The sequence below is a fragment of the Hymenobacter convexus genome (assembly GCF_030580955.1).
Classification (GTDB): Bacteria; Bacteroidota; Bacteroidia; order Cytophagales; family Hymenobacteraceae; genus Hymenobacter.
In genome coordinates, this window is sequence record NZ_JAUQON010000004.1 from 255,844 (window position 1) to 276,519 (window position 20,676).

At 62.7% G+C, this 20,676-nt stretch carries 16 protein-coding genes and 1 other RNA gene; 12 read left to right on the forward strand and 5 right to left on the reverse strand.

Annotated features, from left to right (window positions below):
- Positions 1–91 precede the first annotated feature (91 nt).
- The 7 genes from Q4S41_RS10310 (at position 92) to rnpB (ending at position 9,440) form a co-directional block, all read left to right on the forward strand.
- Complete coding sequence (locus Q4S41_RS10310; protein ID WP_305031027.1) at positions 92–1,327, forward strand: Smr/MutS family protein; 1,236 nt, start codon at positions 92–94, stop codon at positions 1,325–1,327.
- A 153-nt stretch (positions 1,328–1,480) separates the two neighbouring features.
- The gene (locus tag Q4S41_RS10315; protein WP_305031028.1) at positions 1,481–2,149 is read left to right on the forward strand and encodes a response regulator transcription factor; all 669 of its coding nucleotides are present in this window, start codon (positions 1,481–1,483) and stop codon (positions 2,147–2,149) included.
- A 608-nt stretch (positions 2,150–2,757) separates the two neighbouring features.
- Complete coding sequence (locus tag Q4S41_RS10320; RefSeq protein WP_305031029.1) at positions 2,758–4,755, forward strand: ATP-binding protein; 1,998 nt, start codon at positions 2,758–2,760, stop codon at positions 4,753–4,755.
- A gap of 182 nt (positions 4,756–4,937) precedes the next feature.
- Positions 4,938–5,870 carry a metallophosphoesterase gene (locus Q4S41_RS10325; protein WP_305031030.1) on the forward strand — a complete coding sequence of 311 codons (933 nt, stop codon included), beginning with the start codon at positions 4,938–4,940 and terminating at the stop codon, positions 5,868–5,870.
- A 188-nt stretch (positions 5,871–6,058) separates the two neighbouring features.
- A complete protein-coding gene (locus tag Q4S41_RS10330; RefSeq protein WP_305031031.1) occupies positions 6,059–7,918 on the forward strand; it encodes a M1 family metallopeptidase in 1,860 nt (619 codons plus the stop codon).
- 227 nt (positions 7,919–8,145) lie between these two features.
- On the forward strand, positions 8,146–8,916 hold the full coding sequence (locus Q4S41_RS10335) for a carboxypeptidase-like regulatory domain-containing protein (RefSeq protein WP_305031032.1): 771 nt from the start codon (positions 8,146–8,148) through the stop codon (positions 8,914–8,916).
- A 108-nt stretch (positions 8,917–9,024) separates the two neighbouring features.
- An RNA gene (gene rnpB / locus Q4S41_RS10340) (RNase P RNA component class A) lies at positions 9,025–9,440 on the forward strand.
- A gap of 110 nt (positions 9,441–9,550) precedes the next feature.
- Here the strand turns inward: rnpB and Q4S41_RS10345 are convergent.
- Together Q4S41_RS10345 and Q4S41_RS10350 are read right to left on the reverse strand one after the other, a co-directional pair.
- Entirely contained in the window at positions 9,551–9,997 is a 447-nt protein-coding gene (locus Q4S41_RS10345) for a c-type cytochrome (RefSeq protein WP_305031033.1), read from the reverse strand.
- A gap of 8 nt (positions 9,998–10,005) precedes the next feature.
- Entirely contained in the window at positions 10,006–11,286 is a 1,281-nt protein-coding gene (locus tag Q4S41_RS10350; RefSeq protein ID WP_305031034.1) for a PQQ-dependent sugar dehydrogenase, read from the reverse strand.
- Positions 11,287–11,543: 257 nt separating this feature from the next.
- Between Q4S41_RS10350 and Q4S41_RS10355 the strand changes: the two genes are divergently transcribed.
- Entirely contained in the window at positions 11,544–12,707 is a 1,164-nt protein-coding gene (locus Q4S41_RS10355; RefSeq protein WP_305031035.1) for a sigma-54-dependent transcriptional regulator, read from the forward strand.
- Between the two features lie 81 nt (positions 12,708–12,788).
- Here Q4S41_RS10355 and Q4S41_RS10360 read toward each other — a convergent pair whose 3' ends face one another.
- Complete coding sequence (locus Q4S41_RS10360; RefSeq protein WP_305031036.1) at positions 12,789–13,370, reverse strand: hypothetical protein; 582 nt, start codon at positions 13,368–13,370, stop codon at positions 12,789–12,791.
- A gap of 130 nt (positions 13,371–13,500) precedes the next feature.
- Positions 13,501–14,499, reverse strand: a complete 999-nt coding sequence (locus Q4S41_RS10365; RefSeq protein WP_305031037.1) for an acyl transferase — start codon at positions 14,497–14,499, stop codon at positions 13,501–13,503.
- Between the two features lie 119 nt (positions 14,500–14,618).
- Between Q4S41_RS10365 and Q4S41_RS10370 the strand changes: the two genes are divergently transcribed.
- Positions 14,619–15,182: a hypothetical protein gene (locus Q4S41_RS10370; RefSeq protein WP_305031038.1), complete on the forward strand. Its 564-nt coding sequence runs from the start codon at positions 14,619–14,621 to the stop codon at positions 15,180–15,182.
- A 19-nt stretch (positions 15,183–15,201) separates the two neighbouring features.
- On the opposite strand, the gene Q4S41_RS10375 is transcribed toward Q4S41_RS10370, so the two are convergent.
- Positions 15,202–17,622 (reverse strand): alpha-ketoacid dehydrogenase subunit alpha/beta, encoded by a 2,421-nt coding sequence (locus Q4S41_RS10375; protein ID WP_305031039.1) that lies wholly within the window; start codon positions 17,620–17,622, stop codon positions 15,202–15,204.
- A gap of 269 nt (positions 17,623–17,891) precedes the next feature.
- Between Q4S41_RS10375 and Q4S41_RS10380 the strand changes: the two genes are divergently transcribed.
- The 3 genes from Q4S41_RS10380 (at position 17,892) to ald (ending at position 20,587) form a co-directional block, all read left to right on the forward strand.
- Positions 17,892–18,662 carry a DUF1573 domain-containing protein gene (locus Q4S41_RS10380; protein ID WP_305031040.1) on the forward strand — a complete coding sequence of 257 codons (771 nt, stop codon included), beginning with the start codon at positions 17,892–17,894 and terminating at the stop codon, positions 18,660–18,662.
- Between the two features lie 170 nt (positions 18,663–18,832).
- A complete protein-coding gene (locus tag Q4S41_RS10385) occupies positions 18,833–19,360 on the forward strand; it encodes a VOC family protein (protein ID WP_305031041.1) in 528 nt (175 codons plus the stop codon).
- A 99-nt stretch (positions 19,361–19,459) separates the two neighbouring features.
- Complete coding sequence (gene ald / locus Q4S41_RS10390) at positions 19,460–20,587, forward strand: alanine dehydrogenase (RefSeq protein WP_305031042.1); 1,128 nt, start codon at positions 19,460–19,462, stop codon at positions 20,585–20,587.
- The last annotated feature ends 89 nt before the right edge of the window (positions 20,588–20,676 follow it).

Here is a 20,676-nt window from a genome sequence, read left to right on the forward strand (position 1 = left end):
GATGGGCTTACTTTTGACGAATCCGTCCGGGCAGGGCCGCAGTTTCGTATTTCCCTGAGAACCGCGCCGCCCGGCGCAAACCTGTAGCATTATGAACGTAGGAGACAGAGTCCGGCTATTGACCGGCACCGAAGAAGGCATTGTCACCCGCCTGCTCGACAGCGAGCTGGTGGAAGTGGCCATCGACAACGATTTCACCATTCCCGTGCTCCGGCGCGAGGTGGTGGTGGTAGCCCACGAAGAAGGCAAGAACTTCGACCGCGCCGCCCCCGATTTGGGCCCCGGCCAAGCGCCTGGCCGCAACGCCAACGCCAGCAAGAAAGACAAAACCAAGCGCCCGGGCCAGTCGCCCGCCGGCCCGCCTCGTCCCGCCCAACCGTCGCTGCAGGAAGCGCTGGCCGCGGCTGCTTCCAGCGGCGCCGGTATGGCCAAGCCGGCCGGCATCGTGCCCGGCGCGGCCACCGGGGGCGCCAAACAGCCCGCCGCGGCCAAGGGCCTGTTTCTGGCCCTGGTGCACCAGTCGCCTGAGTTACTGGGCGTCACGCTCATCAACAATACCGAGGCTGATGTGCTGTTCACCTACGGCGAAGAAACCAGCGCCCGCCCCTACCGCGCCCTGGCCGCCGACAAGCTAGGCCCCAAGGCCAGCACCAAGCCGCTCTCCTTCCTGCATCTGAAGGATTTTGAAACTTGGCCGGCCGTAGTGTTTCAGCTGCTGCCTACCCGGCTGAATGGCGACGCGGCCTACGAGCTGCTCACCAAGCGCCAGGCGTTCAAGGCCAGCACCTTCTACGGTAGCCAGAAGCCCGCGCCGGTGATTGGCAAGGATGCCTACCTTTTTCAGCTGGATGAGAAAGCCGCCGCCGCCATTGCCCCCGAAGTACTGGCCCAGGAAGCTTCGGCCCCTGCTCCCACCGCCCCGGCCAAACCGGCGGGCGTGGATGCCGCCGCCCTCAAAGCTCAGTTGTCGGGCGATGCGCCGGCCAAGCCGGCGGCCGTGGTGGCGGCTGCCGCGCCGGCTCCGGCCGCGCCCGTGGTGGCCCCGCCGCACGAGGTCGATTTGCACCTCGAAGCGCTACGGCCCGACAGCAAGGAGGAACTCAGCAACACGGCCATTTTGCGCCTGCAATTGGATGCGTTTGAGGATGCGCTGAGCCGCGCCCTGGCCACCAACATGCACGAAATCGTGTTCATTCACGGCATGGGCAACGGGGTGCTGCGCAAGGAAATTCACCGCCAGCTGAGCCGCAACAAGGACATCAAGTTCTTCGAGGACGCCCGCAAGGAGAAGTTCGGCTTCGGGGCCACGCTGGTGCGGCTGAAATAGCGGCCTGGGCCGGCCGAAAGTTCACAAAAACGTCCGTCATCCTTCGCTGTGCTCGGGATGACGGACGTTTTTGTGTTCAGCCCCCCGCTCCGCGCCGAAAAACAACATATTCATGTCATACCGCCGCATGGGTTTGGGCCGGACCTTTGTGCCATGATTTCCCCCCTTGCCCTGGCCATCATCGAAGACCAGGCCGCCATCCGCGACACGCTGCACGAGTACTTGTGCGCCCAACCCGAGTTTCGTTGCGTGCTGATGGCGGAATCGGTGGAGGCGTTCTTGCGGGACCTGCCCACGGCCGCCGTGCCGCCCCAGCTCATTCTCTCCGACATTGGCCTGCCCGGCCTCACCGGCATCGAGGGCATTCCCCTGATTCAGGCGCAGCTTCCCGGCGCTCAGGTACTCATCCTGAGCGTGTATGCCGATGCCGAGCGGGTATTTGAGGCCTTGCGGGCCGGGGCGGTGGGCTACCTGCTCAAGAACACCCCCCTGGCCCAGCTCAAGGAAAACCTGTTGCAGGTGGCGGCCGGCGGCTCGCCCATGAGCCCGGGTGTGGCCCGCTTCGTGGTGCAGGCGTTTCGGCACCAGCCGGTGGCCCCGGCGGCTTTTCCGCTTGAAACCCTGCTGCCGGAGCCCCTCACGGCCCGTGAGCTGGAGGTGGTGCGCGGCATTGAGGACGGCCTGAGCTACCAGCTCATCGCCGACCGCCACTTCATCAGCCTCGATACCGTGCGCAGCCACATTCGCAACGTGTACCGCAAGCTCCAGGTCAACTCCAAAGCCGAGCTGATGGCCCGGCAACTGAAGCGCCAGCGCGGCTAGGCTGGGCGCGCATTCCGCTTGCTTGTGCAATACCGCCGCGTGGGGTGGGCCGTTTTGGCGGCCGCGCTGGCTGGGCCGGCAGCCAGGGGCCTGGCCTGGACCACGGCCTCGGAAAAGCATAGCCGGACTTTTGCGGTGGAGCGCAGCCCAAGCGGCCTGGCTTCGAGCGCGGCGGCATGGTAGCCGCCAGGCCCCTGAGAGCATGGCTACCGAGGCCTCCTTGATTAAAGGGGCGCTGAAGGGCGGGCTTCCGTCCCATACCGGCCGCAAAAACGGCTGTAACGTGTTGGCCCGGTATTGCTCCCGCTCCATCGGGACGTCACCGCCACGCACTTGTTCCACTACGACAACCGCTTCCACGGGCCCCCGCCTGGGCCGGGCCGGCCGAACCATTGGCCGGCCGAAACGGGTCATTCGCCCAGCTTTTGCTTCCATCGCCCGCCCATCCGGCATCTGCACGGGCCGGTTGCCCGTTAGGCAAGGTTAGTTAGCTTAACCGTAGCGCGCGGACCAGCTTATTCGCCTGCCAGTAGCCCGCGCCCCTAATTTTGCGCGCAGGCCCGCAGAAAACGACCATGCCCTGCTGCGGCTGCCCTTGTCCGATACCCATGCTATTTTCTCTACCCAAAAATCCGGCGCGCACTTTTTTTCACCGCGCCCCGGGGCGCCTGTTGCTGCGAGGCCTGTTGCTGCTGGGTTTGCTGGCGGGCCCTGGCATGGTACGGGCGCAGGGCCCGCCCCTGCCGCTGGCCCGCCTGGCCGTGGTGCGCGACAGCCTGACCCGCCTGCTGGCCCGCGACCAGCGCCCCGATACCCAGCGCGTGAGCCGCCTCAATACCCTCGCCTTTGCCCTGCGCATGAACGAAGCCGAGGAATCGCGGCGGCTCACGCGGCAGGCGCTGCGACTGGCCCAGCAGCTGCGCTTTGAGCACGGACTGCTCGAAGCCCTCTTCAACCTGAGCTACTACCAGCGCGCGCACAGCCAGTACGACTCGGCCGTTTACTACGCCCGGCTGGCGCTGCCCCTGGCCGCCCGCACCGGCAACCGCTACACCCAGACGCGGGTGTACTACAACCTGGCCCGCATTTACCAGGAACAGGGCAACTACGCCGCCGCCCTGGGCCCCAGCCTCGACGGGCTGGCCCTGGCCCGGGCCATGGGCAATGCCCGGGTGCTGCTGTTCCAGCTGGTGATGGCAGCGCGCATCGAGCTGGCCCTGGGCGAGTACGCCAGCGCCCGGGCCTACATGAACGAGGCCCGCCCCCTGGCCGGACCGGCGCACGACCTGCTTTCCACCGCCTACCTCTCTCAGGTAGCCGGCGACCTCAGCCGCCAGCAGGGCCAGTGGCGCGCCGCCCGTGCCCACTACAGCCAGGCGCTGGCCAGCTACGCCGTGGTGCTGAACAAGCCGGGTCTGGTCGAAATGCAGCTTCGAATTGGTGAGATGGACGAGCGGCTCGGCAACTACTCGGCCGCCCGCCGCGCCGGCCGGGCCGGGTTGCGCCAGTCCAGAGCCGCCGCCCGGCCCGAGCAGGTGGCCCAGGCCGCTCTGCTGCTGGCCCGCGCCTGGCTGCCCACCCACCCCGACAGCGCCCGCCACTACGCGGAACAGGCCTTGGCCACGGCTCGCCCGCACCACCTGCGCGTGCAGGCCCGCGATGCGGCCCAGCTACTGGCCCGGGCCACCGACCGCCTCGGGCAGGGCCACGCCGCCTACCGGTATCAGGCCCTGGCCGGAGCCTACGCCGACAGCATCGGCGGCGAAGACAACGGCCGCCGGTTGGCGGCCGTGCTGGCCCGGGCCGCGCGCTCGCGCACCCAGATGGAGCTGAACGTGGTGCGCCAGCGCGAGCGCCTGCTCCGCCAGCGGCAGGAGCTGGAGCACCTGCGCACCCAGCGCCAGCTGGTGGGCATCGGGGCGCTGGTGCTGGGGGTGGTGCTGCTGGCAGGCGGGTTATTTTGGCGCTACCGCCGCCGGCAGCAGCAGCGCTTGGCCAGCCGCGACGCGGCCCTGCGCCAGCGCCTGGCCGCCGACCTGCACGACGACGTGGGCGCGCTCCTCACCCAAATCAGCCTGCAAAGCGACCTGCTGCGCGAAGCCCCCGCTGCCCCCGAAATCACCCTGGCCCGCCTCAACCGCCTGAGCGACACCAGCCGCCGCGCCGCCCGCCAGATGGCCGACGTGGTGTGGGGCCTGCACACCTCGTCGGAACAGCTGCCCGAGGTGCTGGCCCACATGCGCGACCACGCCCACGAAGTGCTGGCCAACACCCACCTGACCGTGGACTTCGCCGTGAGCCCCGCCGCCGCCACCCTGCAGCCCGGCGTGGCCGTGTGCCAAAGCCTGTACCTGATTTACAAGGAGGCGCTGCACAACGTGGTGAAGCACGCGCACACGGCCACCCGGGTTACGGTGCGGCTCAGCCAGGAAGGCAGCCAGCTCTGTCTTTCGGTGCGCGATGACGCCCCCGGTCCGGCCCCTACCGCACGCGCCGGCGGCCACGGCCTGGCCAACATGCGCCAGCGCGCCGAGGCCGTGGGTGGCGCCCTGCACTTTGTGGCCGAGGCCACGGGCTTTGGCGTGGTGGCTTGCCTGCCGGCGTAGGCAGACTGAGGTGGCGCATGTCGGGAAAAGAACGTCATGCAGAGCGCAGCGAAGCATCTCGCTTGCGAGGGTAACTCAATCTTCAGGATTGGATGCTGCACGCGAGATGTTTCGACTGCGCGCGGCATGACGTTCTTTTGTTTTTCCTCTTTCTTCCCTGTCTCTACTTTTCCCCTCTCCTCATGTACGACCTCATCGGCGATATCCACGGCCACGCCGCCGAGTTGCAGCTGCTGCTGAAGCAGCTCGATTATGCTCCTGACGCCCGGGGCGTGTACCGCCACGCCGGCGGCCGGCAGGTCATCTTCGTGGGTGATTTTGTTGACCGCGGGCCGGCCATTCGGGAAACGCTGCAAATTGTGCGCGGTATGGTGGACGGCGGCGCGGCCCTGGCCGTGATGGGCAACCACGAGTACAACGCCCTCGCCTTTTGGGCCTTCGACCCCACGGGCGGGCACCTGCGCCCCCACTGGCCCAACCACATTATGCAGCATTTCGAAACCATTCGGGCGTTCAGCAGCAAGGAGCTGTTTGCCGAATGGCAGGATTATCTGGCGTGGTTCATGCGGCTGCCGCTGTTTCTGGAGCTGCCCGGCCTGCGCGTCGTGCACGCCTGCTGGGACGCCCGCTACATTGCCCAGTTGCGCGCGTGGCTACCCGACGACCGCCTGACGCCCGAGTTCCTGCTGCGGGCCAGCCGCGTGGGGTCAGCGGAATTCAAGGCCATCGAAGTCACGCTCAAAGGCCACGAAACCGACCTGCCCGGCGACCACCACTTCTTCGACAAAGACGGCCACCGCCGCACCAAAGTGCGCACCGCGTGGTGGCGCGACCCGGCCGCTTCCACCTACCACAACTACTTCCTGGAGCCCATCGAAGCGCTGGCCGACCAGTCCGTCGATGTAGCCGCCTTGCCCAACGCCAGCTACTACCAAGACGAAACGCCCGTGTTCTTCGGCCACTACTGGCTGCGCGGCGAGCCCCGGCTGCTCACGCCCCACTCCGTATGCCTCGACTACAGCGTGGCCCGGGGCGGCGAGCTGGTAGGCTACCGCTGGCACGGCGAGCAGGTGCTCACGCCCGCCGGGCTGGTGCGCGTGGCGGGTGCTCAGTAGCGCGGCCTTTGTGGTCCGGGCCTTCACGCCGGTTACGCAGCACTAACAGTGATGCGGGTTGGCCGGTGCGAAACGCGGACTCCAAAGTCCGCGCTACGTGCGGGCTGCCCCGCGTCCGCCGTTTGCTCCTTCTGCCGTTCCTTTGGGCTTTGGCGGCCCTACTGCCGCTCCTTTTGCTACCCCTGCCCATGCGTTTCCTTCCGTTTGCCCTGTTGCTGGCCGTGCCCGCCCTGGGGCAGTCCCCGCTGCCCCTGCCCCGCAACTTCGAACCCCTGTATGCCAAAGGCACCCGCGCCACCACCGGCCTGCCCGGCCCCCGGTACTGGCAAAACTCGGCCGACTACGACCTGGCCGTGAGCTTCGACCCGGTGAGCCGCCGCATGGCCGGCACCGTGGCCATCCAGTACCTCAACAACAGCCCCGACTCGCTCCGGCAGCTCTGGTTCAAGCTCTACCCCAACATTTACCAGAAAGGCGCGCCGCGCAGCAAGGCCTTCGCGCCCGAGGACATTGGCGACGGCGTCAAAATACTCAACCTGACCATTAACGGGGAAAACTTCGACGTCAACAAGCTGGCTATTAACGCTACCAATATGCCCGTGGCGCTGCGCCGGGCGCTGGGGCCGCACCAGGTGGCCACGGTGCGCGCCACCTACTCCTACATTCTGAACAAGGGCTCGCACCAGCGCACCGGCGAGATTGAGCCGGGGGCTGATTTCGTGGCCTACTTCTTCCCGCGCATCGCCGTGTACGACGACCTCGACGGCTGGAACAAGGTGCCCTACACCGGCGACCAGGAGTTCTACAACGACTTCGGCAATTTCCGGGCGGCCATCACCGTGCCCCGCAACTTCGTGGTGTGGGCCACCGGCGACCTCACCAACGCCGCCCAGGTGCTCAGCCCCAAGTACGCCCAGCGCCTGCGCGAGGCCGAGCAGAAGGACGCCATCAGCACCATCATCAGCGCCGAAGACTTGGCCCGCAAGGACATCACCCCACAGGCCGACCAGAACACCTGGCGCTTTGAGGCGAAGAACGTGACGGATTTCGTGTTTGCCACCGCCGACCATTACGTGTGGCAAAGCACTAGCCTGGTGGTGGACCCCGCCACCAAGCGCCGCACCCGCGTCGACGCCGTGTACAATCCCAAGCACAAGGACTACGAGGAAGTCATCGATTTCAGCCGCCGCACGGTGGAGTCCATGAGCTACCAGTTCCCGAAGTGGCCCTTCCCCTACGCCCACGAAACGGTGTTCGACGGCCTCGACCAGATGGAGTACCCCATGATGGTGAACGACAACCCCACCGCCACCCGCGAGGACGCCATCACCCTCACCGACCACGAAATCTTCCACACGATGTTCCCCTTCTACATGGGCATCAACGAAACGAAGTACGGCTGGATGGACGAGGGCTGGGCCACCATCGGCGAGTGGCTGATTTCGCCCATGATTGACCCCAAGCTCGACGACGACTACGGCATCAAGCCCTACGCCACCAATGCCGGCGCGGAGGGCGACCTGCCCATCATCACGCCCAGCACCCAGCAAAACGGCGGAGCCTTCTTCCTAAATTCCTATCCCAAGCCCGCCCTGGGCTACCTCTACGTGAAGGATTTGCTCGGTGATGAGCTGTTCACGAAGGCCCTGCACACCTACATCCGCACCTGGAACGGCAAGCACCCCCTGCCCTACGACTTCTTCAACTCGATGAACACCGGCTCCGGCCGCAACCTCAACTGGTTCTGGCAGCGCTGGTTCTTTGACGGCGGCTACCCGGACCTTGCCCTCTCGGCCGTGACCAAAACCGCCACCGGCTACGACCTCACGGTGGCCGCCCACGGCCGCAAGCCCGTCCCCGTGGACCTCACCCTCACCTTCGCCGACAACACGACCCAGAAAATCCACCGCAGCATCGCCGTCTGGGAATCGGGCGCGCCGTCTGTGAGCATCCCCCTCGCCACCAAGCAGTTCCTGAAGCGCGTGACGCTGGGCAGCACCCTCGTGCCCGACAGCTTCCCGAAGGACAATGTGTGGGAGGGGAAGTAGTCTGCCGTCCATAGCAAGCGAAGCAGGCCAGGCCAACGCGGGCGCGCCAGCATTCCGGGGCATCCTTCCCGAACTACTTGAGTGCCGGCCGGCGTGCGCGGGCATTTCGGCCGATGGCTTTCATTTAAATGGAGCAGCTTCTGCGCGTCCACAACTCAGCGGCATTTCCGGCTTACTTTCATTTGTTTTTTTCAACATCACATTTTTTTACCACCTCAAACCCCTTCATGAAACACCTTTTCCAATTTCTCTTTTTGGCTTTCTTCGCCGCCACTACCCTTGTGCTGTCCTCGTGCGGCGATGACAAGAAGACAGACCCCACCCCCACCACCGGCACGGTGAACGGGCAGATTACTCCCGCCAACGCCGTAACGACCGTGACGGCCACCAGCTCTGCCACCCCGGCCACCACCGCCACGGCCACCCCCAACGCCAGCGGGGCCTACACCTTTTCCAACCTGGCCGCTGGTACTTACACGCTGAGCTTCACGCCGGCCACGGGCTACGCGACACCGGCCACGCAAACCGTCACCGTGACGGCGGGCGGCACGGCCACGGCCTCGGCCGTGACAGTGACGACGACCAGCACAGGCAGCGGCAGCGGCGCTTTTGCTTATACCATCAACGGCACTGCCATTACGGCCAACTTGGTCACGGGCAACGTGCTGTTCGGTTCTTTGCTTATTCAGAGCAGCAGCAGCGTGGGCAGCCGGGGCGTGACGCTCAGCCTGGACCAAGTGCCGACCAGTCCCCGCACCTACACGTTTGGCGGGGCAGGCAGCACCTCGGAAATCAGCGTGGTAGAGGCCGCGGGCGCCGGCCTGGCCGAATGGAACACCACAGTCTCGGGGGGCACGGGCACCGTCACCATCACGTCGGTAAGCACGAACCCGCGGCGGGCTTCGGGCACGTTCAGCGCCGTGGCTCAGCCCCGGAGCGGCGGCGCAAGCGGGACGCGCACCATCACCACTGGCACGTTCAGCAACGTGGGCTTCTAAGCGCAGCGGCCAAGCCGCTGCGCCCAACAAAAACCAGTCGGCCGGGCCGGCTGGTTTTTTTTTACGCCCGGACGGCCCGCCATCCCCGCCGTTGTACCTTTGCACGCAGTGATGGGTCGCCCCACCGCGGCGCCCAACGCAAGACGGGCGACGAGGAAAGTCCGGGCAACGCAGAGCACCCTGCTTCCTAACGGGAAGGACTGGCGCGTATAATGCAAACCAGGACAGCCAGTGCCACAGAAAATACCGCCTACGTACCAGCTTCGGCCGGTGCCGGTAAGGGTGAAAAGGTGCGGTAAGAGCGCACCAGCGGGCGGGCAACCGTCCCGGCTGGGTAAACCTCAGGGGTTGAAAGACCAAATAAGCTGGTACGCCGGCGCGGCTTCGGCCGCTTCGGCACCGGGCGGCTCGTCCGGCGCCAGCGGGTAGGTTGATGGAGCCTTTCCGCGAGGACTGGCCTAGATAAATGGTGGGGCAGTGGCTTCGGCCACGGACAAAACCCGGCTTACAGACCCATCACCTCACATCAAAAAAGGCCACTCCCGCGCGGGAGTGGCCTTTTTGATTGATGAATAATCGAAGAACCAGAACCGTCATGTCTCGGCTGCGCTCGACACGACGGTCTATTCCATTCCTACTTCTTCGCCGCCCGCGCGGCCTTCACCTCGCCCACGGTCACGGCGCTGGCCTTGTTGCCAAAGCTGTTGCGCACGTAGGTGAGCACGTCGGCCATTTGCTGCTCGGTCAGGTGGGTTTGGGCAGGCATTACGCTACGGTATTCCTCGCCGTTGATTTCCAAGCCTTTCAGGCCGTTGAGCAGCACGCCTATTAGACGGGGTTTGTCGCCCAGCACGTAGTCGGTTTTGGTCAGGGGCGGGTTCATGCCGTCCACGCCGCCACCGTCGGCCTGGTGGCAACTAAGGCAGTTTTGGGTGTAAACAGCCTTGCCAGCAGCCAGCAGGGCGGGCGAAACGCCGGCCGTGGGCTTTTTGGCCGGGGCCTTGGCAGCCGGCTTTTTCTGGGCAAAAGCGGCCCCGCTACTCAGCAGCAACAGGGACAAGATGACAGGAAGCTTCTTCACGAACGAGGTTATTTCTGATTGTAAACAATGCGGTAGATGGTGCCGGCCTTGTCGTCGCTCACGTAGAGCGAACCATCGGGGCCTTGGGCCAGGCCGCAGGGCTTGTGGTCGGCGCGGCCCGAGGCTACCTTCTCCGCGGAGCCGGCGAAATTATCGGCAAATACTTCCCACGGGCCGCTGGGCTTACCATTCTGGAAGGGCTGAAACACCACGTAATAACCTTTCTGGGGCTCAGGCGCGCGGTTCCAGGAGCCGTGGAAGGCGATGAAGGCGCCGTTGCGGTACTTAGCCGGAAACATAGTGCCAGTGTAGAACAGCAGGCCGTCGGGGGCCGTGTGGGCGGGGTAGGCGGCGGCGGGGTCCAGGTATTTTGCATCGGCCAGCTTCTTGCCGTCGCCGCCGTACTCCGGGGCCAGGATTTTCTGCTTCTTCACCGGGTCGTAGTACAGGTAGGGCCAGCCAGCGTTGGCGCCCTTGGTGAGGGCGTAGAGGCATTCGGCGGGCAGTTCGGCTGATTGTTTGGTGTCGTACATGGCCGGGAAAATGTCGTGCAGCTGGTCGCGCCCGTGCTGCATCACGAAGAGCTGGTTGTTCTGCGCGTTCCAATCCAGGCCCACCACGTTGCGCAGGCCCGTGGCGAAGCGCGTGCCCGTGCCGTAGGTCTGCCCCAGCTTATCAGCCCGAAATTGCCAGATACCGCCCGCCGAATCCAGAATCGGGCAGCCCGGTCGGCCCATCGAGCCTTTCTCCCGGTCCTTCTCCTGGCAGGAGTTGGAGTAGGCACCCACGTTCACGTAAAGGTTGCCAGCGTTGTCGAGCACGATGGATTTGCTTTCGTGCTCGCCCCGGTTCAGCAGGCCGCTCACGATTTTTTCGGGCTGCGCGGGGTTGGTCACCTCCCCTTTCGCGTCGAGCTTGTAGCGGTACACGTCCTCGTCCGAAGAAGCATACAAGTAGCCGCCCTTGGCATAAATGCCCGTTCCGCCGTAGCTGCCGAAGCCGCCCGCCACGGTGGCTTTGCCGCCGGCCGTGGGCTTGAGCTCCAGAATGCCTTTGCCGTCTTTGGCCCGGTTCAGCTTCACGTAGATGGTGCCCTGGGGCGTGACGGCAATGTGCCGGGCGCGGGCCCCGGTTTCGGCCACCACCAGCGCGCCGAAGCCAGCCGGCAGCTTCAGGCCAGCGTTGTCGGCGTCGGGGGCCACGGTGGGCCGGCTGGTGAGGGAGTAGAGGCCGAAGCTGCTGGCTACGGCCGCCGCGAGTAGCAGCGGACGAGTGAGGTGGTTTTTCATGCGGTGGATTAGCTGTATGAAGTGTAAAGAAAGCCTGACGCGGGAAACCTCACCCCCGGCCCCTCTCCAAAAGAGAGGATAGCCAGTTCCGAACAGGACGTTAGGCGCAAGACTGGTTCCCCTCTCCCTAAGGAGAGGGGGTCAGGGGGTGAGGCGACCGCCGGAACGAAGCGCCGGGTTTCCTGCCTTAAACTCCCAACGCCGCTTTTCGTTACCTTCGCGCCGCTCCATTTGCACCAAATCCTGTTCACGTCCCCATGCCCCGCATTCTTATTATCGACGACGAAAAAGCCATCCGCAACACGCTGAAGGAGATTCTGGAATTTGAAAACTACACCGTCGACCAGGCCGAAGACGGGCCCGCCGGCCTCGATTTGCTGATTCAGCAGAAGTACGACGTGGTGCTCTGCGACATCCGCATGCCCAAGATGGATGGCCTCGAAGTCCTCACCCGCGCCCAGGCCATGGGCACCGACGCCGCCTTCATCATGGTATCGGCCCACGGCAGCATCGACACGGCCGTGGAAGCCACCAAAAAAGGCGCCTACGACTTCCTGCCCAAGCCGCCCGACCTCAACCGCCTGCTCGTCACCGTCCGCAACGCCCTCGACCGCACCAAGCTGGTGAGCGAAACCAAGACGCTGAAAAAGAAGCTTTCCGTCACGAAAGGCTCGGAAATGGTGGGCTCCTCGGCCGCCCTCGGCGCCGTGCGCAAAGCCATCGAAAAGGTCGCGCCCACCGACGCCCGCGTGCTCATCACTGGCCCCAACGGCGCCGGCAAAGAGATGGTGGCCCGCCAGCTGCACGAGCTCAGCAGCCGCGCCCAGGGCCCGCTGGTGGAAGTAAACTGCGCCGCCATCCCGTCGGAGCTCATCGAAAGCGAGCTGTTTGGCCACGAAAAAGGCTCCTTCACCTCGGCCGTGAAGCAGCGCATCGGCAAGTTTGAGCAGGCCGACGGCGGCACGCTCTTCCTCGACGAAATTGGCGACATGAGCCTCTCGGCCCAGGCCAAGGTGCTGCGCGCCCTGCAGGAAAATAAAATCACCCGCGTAGGCGGCGAAAAGGAAATTTCGGTGAACGTGCGCGTTCTCGCCGCCACCAACAAAAACCTACTTCAGGAAATCGCCGACCGCAACTTTCGCGAAGACCTTTACCACCGCCTCTCGGTCATCCTCATCCAGGTCCCCGCCCTCAACGACCGCCGCGAAGACATCCCCGAGCTGATTCAGAAGTTCCTCAACGACATCGCCGCCGACTACGGCAATAAGCCTAAGAAAATAGACGCCTCGGCTTTGGAGTACTTGAAAGGCCTCGACTGGCGCGGCAACATCCGCGAGTTGCGCAACGTGGTAGAACGGTTGGTCATTATGAGCGACGACACGATTTCGGCAGATGACGCGAAAGCATTTGCGGGTAAGTAAACGGCCCGATTGCAGCTAAAAAAGCAGCGCTCGAATCAATTGATTCGGGCGCTGCTTTTTTATTTCTACTCACAACTCATACTAATTATACTCCATGATGTCGTCGATAAACAGACTGCCATTTTGAGCTATGACTTTAATATCCCTGGTGAACTTGGTTTTATAGTCCAAGTCCTCAATGACTACCCTATAAACAGAGGCATTTTGCTCTGTGCCACTTAGCACGTTACAACTAGTTACTTTGATTTTGCCATTGTCTTGGGTAGAAATAATAAAGCCGCCAAAGCCGGCGTATTTCGTGTTGTATTTGCCTTCCCATTTCTTTTTAAACTCTTCTTTACTCATAGGCGGCTCTCTGTCGGAGTCTAAATACATTGCGTCCAGCTTGTATGTATAATAATTATCTGTAAGTGCGCGTCGTAAGCCTTTATAAGCGGCGCGCATGTGTTCGCCGCTGTCATTGCCGTTCGCGTAGGTTTCAATAACATTAATTAGCCACTGCTTCACTTTTAACGTGTCAGTCAGGGCGTTGGCCAATACTTTTTTCCGCTGCTTATTATCTGTCCGTTTAACCGTGTCACCGGAGTTGTCGTCAGCAGATGTATTTGCCGAGCAGGAAGTAAATATTAAAGCAATAAGTAAAAGCCAGCAAAGTTTTGTCATTTTCGAATTTTGAGGCTTGCGAATCTGTAGAAACAATGCTTCAATTTACTCTACGGTGTGCTACACCAGTCGTGAGAGCCAAACCAGGTTCGCTGTGAATACATTTCAATTATAGTGTAAGCACCTAAAGCTACACTAGCTGATTGCATCCCCGCACATCCGAGTTATCCATCCGGCCCAGCACCTCAAAGCCGCCGTCCTCGTGCATCCGCGCCAAATCCTTGGTTTCGATGAAGGCGCACGAATCAATGTTGGCCAAGTCAATCACATTGATGGCCCCGTCCCTCCTACCGCCAATGGAGAACGGGTCCGACGGGTCGCGCAGCAGCACCCGCAGCGGCGCGGGGCAGTGGAAACGGCCGTTGCCCAGCGAATAGGCTTGGCTGAGCAATTCGGTCATACCGTACTCGGAATGAATGCCGGCCGGGCCAAACGCCTGTTGCAGTTCGGCGTGCAGCTCTTCGCGAATCATTTCGCGGCGGCGGCCTTTCATGCCGCCGGTTTCGAGCACGGTGAGGCCTTGCAGCTCCGGTGCGGGGCCGGCTTCGGCGGCGAAATCCAGCAGGGCATAGCTCACGCCAATGAGCATGACCTGGCGGCCGGGCGCTTGCTCGGCCTCGGCCAAGGCGGCGCGCAGGGCGGCGTGGTCGTGTAGGAAAAAGGCCGGTTGCGTCTGGCCGGATTGCTGGGCGAAATAGTCCACCATAGCCACCAGCGAGGAATTGCCCTGCTCCAGATACGACGGCAGCAGCGCCAGAAACGTCCAGCTCGTGAGCGGCCCGTAATACTGCTCGAAGATGCGGGCGGCGTTTTCGCGGTACAGTGCCGGGTCGCGCACGAGGTGGCGGCTGCGCTGTTGCAGCGTGGTTCCGCTGCTCAGAAACAACTCCTGCGACTCCCACGCCCCACGCTCAGTGCGGACTTCGTGGGTTTTGAAAAACTCGATGGGCAGAAATGGAATGTCCGTCAGCCGGGTCACTTCGGCGGGGTTTCGGCCCAGTTGCGCCAGGTATTGAGCATAGGGCGGGCAGTGCGCGGCCTGATACCGGAACAGCGCCAGCGCTGCCGCCTCAAAATCGTCCTCATTTAACGCCGGTAGGCGGCGTAAAAAATCATCTCGGAAACTCATGACCAATGCTTATGGTTAGCAACGCAAACCGAACCAACCGGCGGCGCCATTCGTTGAGAAAAACGTACTTTGGCGCTACGTTCGTCGTTATATTGCTGTCTCGTCATTTTCTGCTACCTATGAATCTGTTTCGTACCCTTGCGGCCTCCTCGATTTGCCTGGGTGGCCTGAGCCTCAGCGGCTGCCTCAGTGCCCCCGATTACCCAGTGGTGCCGGCCATTGATTTCAAGTCGGTGGAAATGACGCGCGTGAAAACCGGGACGCTAACCGAAATCGATACGCTCACGTTTTCGGTTGATTTCCGCGACGGCGACGGCGACCTGGGCTTGTCCGATGACGATATTAAAGTAGCGCCCTACAATTCAACCACTGGGGGCTTCAACAACCGTTCCCTTCAGTACAACTACTCTATTCAACCCTATAAAAAGGTTGGGAATACCTACACCAAGTTTATCAACGTCGGCGGCGTAGCCGGCGAATACGACGGCCGTTTTCTTCACCTCGAAAAGGAAGGTTCGCGCCCCGCGCCGCTCAAAGGCACCCTCCGCTACAAGCTGCCCATCAGCGTCGACGGCGCCCCGTTCTTCCCCGGCGACACGTTTCGGTTCGAAATCACCATCATGGACCGGGCGTTGAACAAGAGCAACACCGTCACGACTACCGATGTAACGCTGGCCCGCTAAGGCCAGCGTTTTTTTTGGCTTAATAAATTTCGGGGAAACGCGCCGGCTCGGCCTCGCTCATCAGCTCGTACACGGTGTCGAACACGTCTTCGGCGTTGGGTTTGCTGAAGTAGTCGCCATCGGAGCTGTAGGCCGGGCGGTGGGGCTGAGCGGCCAGGCAGCGCGGCTGCGCGTCCAGAAAGCGGTAGGCGCCCTGCTCGTCCAGCACGTGCTGCATCATGAAGGCCGTGGCGCCGCCGGGCACGTCCTCATCGGCAAACACCACGCGGTTGGTTTTCTGCAGGCTGTCGGCAATGAGATGGTCGGTGTCGAAAGGCAAGAGCGTCTGCACATCGATTACTTCCACCGAAATGCCCACTTCTGCCAGTTGCTTTGCGGCCTCCATCACGATGCGGCACATCGAGCCGTAGGTCACCACCGTTACGTCGGTGCCTTTTTGCAACACTTCGGGGCGGCCCAGCGGTAGCGTAAATTCGCCCACGTTGGCCGGGATGGTTTCTTTCAGACGATAACCGTTCAGGCACTCAATTACGAGCGCGGGCTCGTCGCTGCGCAGCAGCGTGTTGTAGAAACCGGCGGCCTGCGTCATGTTGCGCGGCACGCACACATGAATGCCCCGGATGCTGCCCAGAATCATCTGCATGGGCGAGCCGGAGTGCCAGATGCCTTCCAGCCGGTGCCCGCGGGTGCGGATGATGAGCGGCGCCTTCTGGCCGCCTTTGGTGCGGTACTGCAGGCAGGCGAGGTCGTCGCTCAAAATCTGGATGGCGTAGAGCAGGTAGTCCAGGTACTGAATTTCGGTGATGGGCCGCAGTCCGCGCAGCGCCGCGCCAATGCCCTGCCCGATAATGGTGCACTCGCGGATGCCGGTATCGGTCACGCGCAGCTCGCCAAACTTGTCCTGCAAACCGGCAAAGGCCTGGTTCACATCACCAATCTTGCCCACGTCTTCGCCGATGGCGAAGATGCTGGGGTCGCGCTGGAAGTTGGCCTCGAAGCAGGCCTGCAGCACCTCGCGGCCATCTACCTGCGTCGCATTGGGCGCGAAGGTGGCAGCCACTTCCTCAATGTTGCCCACCGCGTACTCACTTTGGCTGAACAGATTGGAGTTGTAGCGGTCGGCGTTTTCGGCCAGCAGCTGCTCCAGGTGGCGCTGCACCACGCGGCGGCCAAAGCTGCGCTTCTCGTTGCGCACGGCGCGCAACACCCGGCGCATGGTCCGCACAATGTCGGCCCGGATGGGCGTCGGATTTGTTTTCAATTGCTCCACCATTTCGTGCAGCGTGTTTTCGGTGCCGGTATCGGTCACCAACTTTTCGAGCATACCCACGGCCTCATCCCGCTCGGCCTTAATGGGGTCGAAGAAAGCGGCCCAGGCGGCCGTGCGGGCCGTTTTGATGACAGCAGCGGCAGTTTTTTCGATTTCGTCGAGCTCCAGCTCGGTGGCGTGGCCTTCGGCCAGCAGCCACTCGCGCAGCTTGTGCAGGCAGTCGTGGTCTTCCTCCCAGGTCAGGCGGTCCTTGCTCTTGTAGCGCTCGTGCGAGCCGCTGGTGCTGTGGCCCTGCGGCTGCGTGAGCTCCGTGACGTGAATGAGAACGGGCACGTGCTGCTCGCGGCACACCGCGGCGGCGCGCTGGTAGGTATCCACCAAACCCGCATAGTCCCAGCCGCGCACCACGAAGATTTCGAAGCCCGACTGGCCTTCGCCCTCACGCTGCAGGCCCATCATGATGTCCGAAATGCTCTGCTTGGTGGTCTGGTACTCGGCAGGCACCGAGATGCCGTAATGGTCGTCCCAAACGCTCACCAGCATGGGCACCTGCAGCACACCGGCCGCATTCAACGCCTCGAAAAACATGCCTTCCGAGGTGCTGGCGTTGCCGATGGTGCCAAAGGCCACCTCGTTGCCGTTGGTGGAAAGGTCGGTGAAGTGATGAAGCTCAGGGTTTTGGCGGAACAGCTTGGAGGCGTAGGCCAGCCCCAGCAGGCGCGGCATCTGGCCGGCGGTGGGCGAGATGTCAGCCGAGGAGTTTTTGCTGTGCGCCAGGGCCGTTAGGTTGCCGTCGTCGTCCAGCATGCGGGTGGCGAAGTGGCCGTTCATGGCGCGGCCAGCGGTGGCGGGCTCGGCCTCCACGTCGGGGTTGGCGTAGAGCTGGGCGAAGTACTGCTCCCAGGTGAGCTGGCCGATGGCCACCATAAAGGTCTGGTCGCGGTAGTAGCCGGCGCGGTAGTCGCCGTTCTGGAAGGCGCGGGCCATGGCCAGCTGCGGCACTTCCTTGCCATCGCCGAAGATGCCAAATTTGGCCTTGCCCATGAATACTTCCTTGCGGCCCGCCAGCGAGGCGTGCCGACTTTCCCAGGCCAGGCGGTAATCAGTCAGAAAATCGGCCTTGGTGAGGGGCGCGCTTAGCGCGGGCTGGGCAGTTTCGGCAGCAGACATATAATAACGGGGAACGGGAAAGTGGGAATTCTGAGTTGGAGGAGAGCGGCCGGCCGGAGCCGGGACGCAAAAATACGGAATCGGGGCCGGCTAGGTGGTGCGGTGGCTTTGGCCGTATATTTGGGGTAGGAACGTTGGGTCGAGCTTGCCGAGACATCTCATGTGCACAAGGCCTTTCTTTTGATTGCATTAGTTCAGCACGCGAGATGTCTCGATGAGCTCGACATGACGTGCTTTTTTTCGATTTTCACTGACTTTCAATTTCACTTATGAAACGTCTACTTACCCTCTGCCTGCTGGCCCTCGGCCTCTCGGCCCACGCCCAGGGCGTGATGAAGTTTGAAACCGACAACCACGACTTCGGCAACGTGCCCGAAGGCACGATGGCAACTTACGAGTTCAAGTTCAAGAACACCGGCAACCAGCCCGTGGTTATCGCCAACGTGCAGGCCAGCTGCGGCTGCACCACCCCCGACTGGACCAAAACGCCGGTCATGCCCGGCAAAGTCGGCATCATCAAGGCCATGTACAGCAGCGCCGGCCGCCCCGGCGTGTTCAACAAAACGGTGACCGTGACCAGCAATGCCACCGAACCCAGCAAGGTTCTCAGCATCAAAGGCTCCGTGCTTACTAAGGAGCAAATGAAGCCCACGCTCACGCCGGCCCAGCTGGCCGCTTCGCCCCACTTGGTAGTGGACCAGACCAGCCACGATTTTGGCAAGTTCGAGGCCGGCCAGCAGCCCACGGCCCGCTTCACGATTAAAAACACCGGCAAGACCGAGTTGGTACTCGGCGCCCTCAGTTCCGGCTGCTACTGCGTGGGCTACAAATCCACGCCCAAGCCAATTGCCCCCGGCCAGAGCGCCGTAGTGGACCTGATTTATAGCCAGCGCCAGCTTGGCCAGGTGAGCGATGTGGTGACCATTGCCTCGAACGACGTGAGCGGCGACGCCAAAATCACCCTCAAGGCCAACATCGTGCGCGACCTCAGCGGCAACAGCATGGTGAAGGAAAGCGGCACGGCCGTCCCGTTTAAGTAGTCTGAACCGCAGATTTTAACGGATTTGACGGATTACGCAGATTCGAAAGGCGCCCTTTTGTATGCCGCTTGCTGATGACTTGAAAGCCCTGCCGTTATGGCGGGGCTTTATTTTTTGAACCATATACATTCAATACATGTACATACATTAAATGTACGTATCTTTGTTGTATGGAAAATTCAATCCCTAGCGGCACTCAGGCTAACGGCGGTGCCTACGTTGTGCCGGCGCAGACGCGCATTGGCCACATTCATTTGCAGGTCAGCGACATCGACAAAGCCTTGGGCTTTTATCGCGACATACTGGGTTTTCAGGTGGTGCAGCGGTTTGGCAATCAGGTGGCGTTTGTTTCGGCGGGTGGCTACCACCACCACATTGGCCTGAATACTTGGAATAGCCTGGGTGGCCCGCCGGCCCGCAAGCACGGCGCCGGACTTTACCACACGGCCATTCTGTATGCCACCCGGGCGGAGCTGGCGGGCGCGCTGCGGCAGCTGGCCCTGGCGAAGTACCCCATCACCGGCTCGGCCGACCACGGCGTGTCGGAAGCCATTTACCTCGACGACCCCGACGGCAACGGCGTGGAGCTGTACTGGGACCGGCCCCGCGAAGAGTGGCCGCGGACGGCTTCGGGCGAAATCCAGATGTACACCCGCGCCCTTGATTTGAACGCGCTGCTGGCCGAAGCGCCGCAATAAGGCCGAAATCCTGCGCGGCCGAAGGGAACGCGCCGCCCTATCTTTGCGTCTCGAATTTTTCACCTCTCGGTTTAACCTTCACCTCCCACCACTTCGCTCATGATAATCGGCGTTCCTAAGGAAATTAAAAACAACGAAAACCGCGTCGGCCTCACCCCCGCTGGCGTAGCCGAACTGCGCAAGCACGGCCACACCCTGCTGGTGCAAAGCAGCGCCGGCGAAGGCTCGGGCTTCTCGGACGAGGAGTACCAGACGGCCGGCGCCACGCTGCTCGCCACCATCGCCGATGTGTACGAGCAGGCCGAGATGATTATCAAAGTGAAGGAGCCGATTGCGGAAGAATATCCGCTTATTAAGGAGAACCAGTTGCTGTTCACCTACTTCCACTTCGCCAGCGGCGAGGAGCTGACCCACGCCATGATTGAGCGCAAGGCCATCTGCCTCGCCTACGAGACGGTAGAACTCAGCAACCGCGCCCTGCCCCTGCTCATCCCGATGAGCGAAGTGGCCGGCCGCATGGCCCCGCAGGAAGGCGCCAAGTACCTGGAGAAACCCCTCAAAGGCCGCGGCATTCTGCTCGGCGGCGTGCCCGGCGTGAAGCCCGCGCACGTGCTGGTGCTGGGCGCCGGCATCGTGGGCACGCAGGCCGCCAAGGTAGCCGCCGGCCTCGGCGCGCAGGTGACGGTGATGGACATCAACCTGAACCGCCTGCGCGAGCTGGACGACTTCATGCCCAAAAACGTGGTGACGCAGTACTCGAACGAGTACAACATCCGCGAAGCCATCAAGACCGCCGACCTGATTGTGGGCGCCGTGCTGATTCCCGGTGCCAAGGCCCCGCACCTCATCACCCGCGACATGCTCAAGACCATGCGTCCCGGCACCGTGGTGGTGGACGTGGCCGTGGACCAAGGCGGCTGCATCGAAACCTGCCACCCCACTACGCACGAAAACCCCACCTTCATCATCGACGACGTGGTGCACTACTGCGTGGCCAACATGCCCGGCGCGGTGCCCTACACCAGCACCCTGGCCCTGACCAACGCCACCCTGCCCTACGCCGTGAAACTGGCCAACCAGGGCTGGCAGGAAGCCTGCCGCCGCGACGAGGCCCTGCGCCTCGGCCTGAACGTGGTGCACGGCGAGGTAGTGTACAAAGGCGTGGCCGAAGCCTGGGGCTTGCCCCTGGCCAGCGTCGAGTCGGTGCTGGAAGGCGCGACGGTTTAAATTAAAAATTGAGAATTAAAAATTAAAAATGCCTTCCCGCTTTGTTGTCGGGGAGGCATTTTGATGTTTTCTCTCCGCTAATTTTTAAT

Bases quoted from the DNA above. Each gene is read 5' to 3' on its own strand.
- Q4S41_RS10375 (WP_305031039.1), bottom strand. From the start codon at position 17,622: ATGTCTGCTGCCGAAACTGCCCAGCCCGCGCTAAGCGCGCCCCTCACC.
- Q4S41_RS10330 (WP_305031031.1), top strand. From the start codon at position 6,059: ATGCGTTTCCTTCCGTTTGCCCTGTTGCTGGCCGTGCCCGCCCTGGGG.
- Q4S41_RS10350 (WP_305031034.1), bottom strand. From the start codon at position 11,286: ATGAAAAACCACCTCACTCGTCCGCTGCTACTCGCGGCGGCCGTAGCC.
- Q4S41_RS10385 (WP_305031041.1), top strand. From the start codon at position 18,833: ATGGAAAATTCAATCCCTAGCGGCACTCAGGCTAACGGCGGTGCCTAC.
- Q4S41_RS10360 (WP_305031036.1), bottom strand. From the start codon at position 13,370: ATGACAAAACTTTGCTGGCTTTTACTTATTGCTTTAATATTTACTTCC.
- Q4S41_RS10370 (WP_305031038.1), top strand. From the start codon at position 14,619: ATGAATCTGTTTCGTACCCTTGCGGCCTCCTCGATTTGCCTGGGTGGC.
- Q4S41_RS10320 (WP_305031029.1), top strand. From the start codon at position 2,758: ATGCTATTTTCTCTACCCAAAAATCCGGCGCGCACTTTTTTTCACCGC.
- Q4S41_RS10325 (WP_305031030.1), top strand. From the start codon at position 4,938: ATGTACGACCTCATCGGCGATATCCACGGCCACGCCGCCGAGTTGCAG.
- Q4S41_RS10335 (WP_305031032.1), top strand. From the start codon at position 8,146: ATGAAACACCTTTTCCAATTTCTCTTTTTGGCTTTCTTCGCCGCCACT.
- Q4S41_RS10380 (WP_305031040.1), top strand. From the start codon at position 17,892: ATGAAACGTCTACTTACCCTCTGCCTGCTGGCCCTCGGCCTCTCGGCC.
- ald (WP_305031042.1), top strand. From the start codon at position 19,460: ATGATAATCGGCGTTCCTAAGGAAATTAAAAACAACGAAAACCGCGTC.
- Q4S41_RS10365 (WP_305031037.1), bottom strand. From the start codon at position 14,499: ATGAGTTTCCGAGATGATTTTTTACGCCGCCTACCGGCGTTAAATGAG.
- Q4S41_RS10315 (WP_305031028.1), top strand. From the start codon at position 1,481: ATGATTTCCCCCCTTGCCCTGGCCATCATCGAAGACCAGGCCGCCATC.
- Q4S41_RS10310 (WP_305031027.1), top strand. From the start codon at position 92: ATGAACGTAGGAGACAGAGTCCGGCTATTGACCGGCACCGAAGAAGGC.
- Q4S41_RS10355 (WP_305031035.1), top strand. From the start codon at position 11,544: ATGCCCCGCATTCTTATTATCGACGACGAAAAAGCCATCCGCAACACG.